The following is a 4,091-nucleotide window of genomic DNA, read 5'->3' as shown; positions in this document are numbered from 1 at the left end:
ATATTAGGTTTATTACTGTTGTTAGCATTATTTTTATTAGCAAAAAATCAAGATGTATTATTATCCTAAGTGCATGGAAAAAAGTTCCCTTTATAAATGAGTAGTATTTTCTTTCTACGAAATACAATGTGTGAAAGTAATCAATGATGAAACTGATTATGTGATTAGCGTAATAACAATATACTAGAGGCATATTATGTATATAAAATATGGTGAATATGATATGCTTGAATTATTTAATAGTGAACCTGTCAGTATTGGAAGTATTGAGACTGGAGAATTAATATATTCATATAGAAATAATAATGATTTTTCTTTAATATTATATATAAATGTTTATGCTCAATTATCAGAAATAACATTATCTTATAAAGAAAATATTATTTTTAATTGTAAACTTAAAGAAGGAAAAAATAGAAATAACATCATATTGAATAAAATCATTAAAAAAATTAAAATATAATTGTAAGTTTAAAATATGTACAAGCACTTAATTATAAACAATTAATAAAAATAGTAGATAGGAGAGATGGATATGTTGAAATTTAATAATAATATCTTAGCTACTACAATAGTTAATAAAGAAATAAAAGTAGTGCCAGGGGCTTGCTGCTGTTGTACTTGTTGTTGTTGTGTTGGAGTAAATGTTGGAAGCGGATCAGTAGCAACAAATGTTAATCCACAAAATGCTGAATAAAATATAAAATAATAAGTTTACATATAAGTGAATAAAGTTAAAATATTAATAATAAAGAAAGATACTAAAATAGCAATATATTTTAGTATCTTTCTTTTTATAAAATAAATATAGTAAAGAAAAGTTAGTATACTGTTAAGCGCATTGGGAAAAATTACCTTAGTGAAAAAAGTAAAGTTAATTAAAAAACTTTTAAGTAAGTGTAATAAAATTACTCAACTATTATCTTTGTAGTATAATAATTTTATTATACTGATATATCATAAAAATTTAAATTTCAATTTTATAAAAGGAGAAAATATTAATCTTACGACTTTAAAATATATGTACAAAAAATATTACCACTTAATATTTAATTACCCAAGTTTTTCTTTAAAAAGCTTCAAAATTATTGGCCATGGAGAACCTTCTTTAGACTTGCATTTATAGCCTTAGAGTCTTCAGGATGTTCCATAAGTAATTCATTTGATTTAGAAATAGCTGCAGAGTTGGTGGTTTGTACTGATTGTTTTACTTTAGGATCATCAATAGAATCAAGGTAATCCTTTTGTTTCTGCCAAGCTTCTTTTATTAAGTCATAGTATTCTTTTTCAGTTACTTCTTTTTTACTCTCTTGTTGAGTATGTTTTTCTTTGTTTTTTACTGCATTTTCAACAGAGTGAGTTTTAGTTTTTGCACTTTCTGTTACTGAACTTTCAGTACTGTTAGCAAATTGATTTGTATTTGATTTAGAAGAATTATCTACTCCAGATGAATTATTTTTCTGTCCACATGCCATAAGTGACATAGATAATAACAGTAATCCTAATTTAAAAAATAGTTTTTTATTCATGTCTTATCTCCTTGTAAAATAAATATTTAAGTTCTGTAAAAAAGATACCTATAAATTCATTTTAAATCAGAATTGAAAAAAAAGCTATTTTTGAAGTTATTGTATCTAGAAAGAATTAATTATAATAAAATTATAAATTTAGAAAATTGAGAATTAAGGTTTAGTAAACCAAGAGAAGTAGGATTATTGCCCCTAATAAAACATGCTTTTTATAGACATTGATAAAAGAAAGGTAGATATATATAATGTTAAAAATATTTAAATACGAAACAATAAAAAAAGAAATAATAGAATTTGATGTATATATACCAATAGATATAAAATTTGGTTCTTGGAATATTTGAAAAGAGCCAACTATATATTGGAGAATGGGGAATTTTAGTGATTCATTAATAGAAATAGGATTAGGAAAATATAAAAAAGATCTTCGTTCTATAACATTAATTATGTGTAAGAATATATATGAAGTAGATAATTATAACAAAAAAATTCATACTGTTAACGGAAGCCCTATATTAGAAATGCAGAATACTAATGACGAAATATATATAGATGAAAAAGGCTTATTAAAAGTATATATAGAAAGCGTAAGTGTAAGTATAATATTTTCAGATAATAAAATTAATAATTGCTTAAAAAATGGTAGTATTGATTTTTACTTAAATAATGATAATTTACTTATAGGATTAAAAATTAATAATATTACTGAAGAAAATAAAAATATCTTTAAAAAATCTTTAGAATATTTTTAATGAACAATCACGGCTTTAGTAAATTATTTCATAATTTATTAAACTGATGTCTTATAAACATAATAAAATATTTCTTAAATAGATTAAATTGGTAAAACAGACTATTCATGGGAAAACAAACAATATTTTCAAATTTAGTTGATATTTTTGATTGTGATGAAATATTAGAATTTGTTAATGTAGAAGAGCAATGGACATATTATACTGAATGGATAAAAAGTATAATGGGATAAAAAATTATTTAGAAAGGTATCTTTATTATGGCGATAAAATTTTACAAGGTTAATAATAAATATGGATGTTTTTCTAATTTTTCTAAATATTGATTCCAACTTGATGACAAGTATTGAATAATAGTGAAATATAAAAAAGAAAAGGTATATCCACCTTTTCTATATAAACAAATGATTAATTTTTCTTTTTAATTTTTATAGCAACAACAGCTCCTACTATAACTAATACAGTACCAACTATAACCATCATCTTTGCTAGTAAGGTTGATTCAATTTTATTAGTTTTCTGTTCAACTTTATTTATAGTAGCATCTTTAGGAGTATCCTCTTTATTTACTGTAGTAGTTGTAGGTGCTACATCTTCTTTAACAGTTTCATTTGGAATTTTTTTATTTAAATTTAATTCTTTAGATGAATCTATTTTTTCTTTAACTTCTTCATCATATTTATTATCTTTTTCAATAACTTTTTCTTTAGAATCAGTGAATTCTTTATTACTTTCATTAACTGAAGAACCTTCATTTAAAACAATAATAGGTTCTTTTTCCTTTAGATCATGAGGTGAATTTTCTTCAACAGTTTCTTCAGTTAATTTTTCTACTTTTTCTACCTTTACATTAGGGTCAAAATAAACAGGAATGTTTACATCATTAAGAGCATATTCCTCCTTATTCTTTCCTTTTAAAAATACTTTATATAAGTATTCATGATTTGGTAAAATATCCTCATCTAAAAAGCTAGTTCCTACGCCATTTTTTATGATTTCAGTATATTCTTTTTCATTTATTTCTTTTTTTAATATTCTAAACTCAACAAATTCATCAAATTTAGTCCAATCCAAAGAAACTCTATCTTTTTTTCTTGTCCATTTTAATGAAACTTTTAAAGTTTCTTCTTCTAACTCTTTAGCTTTAAATACTTTAATAACAACATTACATTCCTTATTTTCATAATAAGCTGTTATAGTTGCTATTCCTTTATTAATAGCTATAATCTTATCATTTTCTACTTTAACAACCATAGGATTATTAGATTTATACTGCACTTTTTTATTACTTTTTTCAATAACTTTATTATCAAATAGTAATAAAATACTTAATGATTGTTTTTCACCAACAATCATTTTCTTTCGAATATTTCCAAACTCTATAGTAGAATTTGAATAAATTTCATGAGCATAAACAGTATGTCCAATTATGGGAGTTAATAATATTGACACTAAAAGTATAGCTAAAACTTTAATGTAAATTTGACTAACTATGGATTTCATAGTTTTCCTCCTCTTTTGTTTTCTATAAATTGATAATTTACCGTAGAATTTTATCATATACTTTTTAAATATACAATATTTCAAGGAAAAATTTATTAATTTTTTTACTGTGAAAATATAATAGAATCACTAGACTTATACTAGTAGCTCTATTATATTTATTAAGGATTTATTATTATGACACCACTTTACAAGTAATTAAAAATTAATTTTATAAAAAATGAACCAAATTCCTAAAAACTGTGCAAACTATTAATACACCCAATACTAATAAAACACAGGAGGAATTTGGTTCTATGAATAGTAT

General features: G+C 23.0%; 6 protein-coding genes. 4 read left to right on the top strand and 2 right to left on the bottom strand.

All coding sequences use genetic code 11. From position 1 onward, the window contains the following. Positions 1–196 precede the first annotated feature (196 nt). Positions 197–463 (top strand): hypothetical protein, encoded by a 267-nt coding sequence (locus GBZ86_RS13380; RefSeq protein ID WP_152891442.1) that lies wholly within the window; start codon positions 197–199, stop codon positions 461–463. Between the two features lie 72 nt (positions 464–535). Beyond that, positions 536–697: a streptolysin S family TOMM toxin gene (locus GBZ86_RS13375; protein WP_152891440.1), complete on the top strand. Its 162-nt coding sequence runs from the start codon at positions 536–538 to the stop codon at positions 695–697. A gap of 388 nt (positions 698–1,085) precedes the next feature. On the opposite strand, the gene GBZ86_RS13370 is transcribed toward GBZ86_RS13375, so the two are convergent. Next, positions 1,086–1,484 carry a hypothetical protein gene (locus GBZ86_RS13370; protein WP_152891438.1) on the bottom strand — a complete coding sequence of 133 codons (399 nt, stop codon included), beginning with the start codon at positions 1,482–1,484 and terminating at the stop codon, positions 1,086–1,088. A 413-nt stretch (positions 1,485–1,897) separates the two neighbouring features. Here GBZ86_RS13370 and GBZ86_RS17320 point away from each other — a divergent pair, with 413 nt between their 5' ends. Together GBZ86_RS17320 and GBZ86_RS18460 are read left to right on the top strand one after the other, a co-directional pair. Beyond that, positions 1,898–2,281: a hypothetical protein gene (locus tag GBZ86_RS17320; protein WP_170272260.1), complete on the top strand. Its 384-nt coding sequence runs from the start codon at positions 1,898–1,900 to the stop codon at positions 2,279–2,281. A gap of 107 nt (positions 2,282–2,388) precedes the next feature. After that, positions 2,389–2,514: a hypothetical protein gene (locus GBZ86_RS18460; protein ID WP_268817443.1), complete on the top strand. Its 126-nt coding sequence runs from the start codon at positions 2,389–2,391 to the stop codon at positions 2,512–2,514. 175 nt (positions 2,515–2,689) lie between these two features. On the opposite strand, the gene GBZ86_RS13365 is transcribed toward GBZ86_RS18460, so the two are convergent. After that, entirely contained in the window at positions 2,690–3,784 is a 1,095-nt protein-coding gene (locus GBZ86_RS13365) for a hypothetical protein (RefSeq protein WP_152891436.1), read from the bottom strand. Positions 3,785–4,091: the final 307 nt, after the last annotated feature.

The sequence above is a fragment of the Clostridium tarantellae genome (assembly GCF_009295725.1).
Taxonomy (GTDB): Bacteria; Bacillota; Clostridia; order Clostridiales; family Clostridiaceae; genus Sarcina; species Sarcina tarantellae.
Note: the sequence above shows the minus strand (reverse complement) of the source record. Positions and strands in the feature narration are given on the sequence as shown.

What these genes read in the sequence shown, in the direction of transcription:
- GBZ86_RS13380 (WP_152891442.1), top strand. Translation starts at nt 197, where the DNA reads ATGTATATAAAATATGGTGAATATGATATGCTTGAATTATTTAATAGT.
- GBZ86_RS13375 (WP_152891440.1), top strand. Translation starts at nt 536, where the DNA reads ATGTTGAAATTTAATAATAATATCTTAGCTACTACAATAGTTAATAAA.
- GBZ86_RS13370 (WP_152891438.1), bottom strand. Translation starts at nt 1,484, where the DNA reads ATGTCACTTATGGCATGTGGACAGAAAAATAATTCATCTGGAGTAGAT.
- GBZ86_RS17320 (WP_170272260.1), top strand. Translation starts at nt 1,898, where the DNA reads ATGGGGAATTTTAGTGATTCATTAATAGAAATAGGATTAGGAAAATAT.
- GBZ86_RS18460 (WP_268817443.1), top strand. Translation starts at nt 2,389, where the DNA reads ATGGGAAAACAAACAATATTTTCAAATTTAGTTGATATTTTTGATTGT.
- GBZ86_RS13365 (WP_152891436.1), bottom strand. Translation starts at nt 3,784, where the DNA reads ATGAAATCCATAGTTAGTCAAATTTACATTAAAGTTTTAGCTATACTT.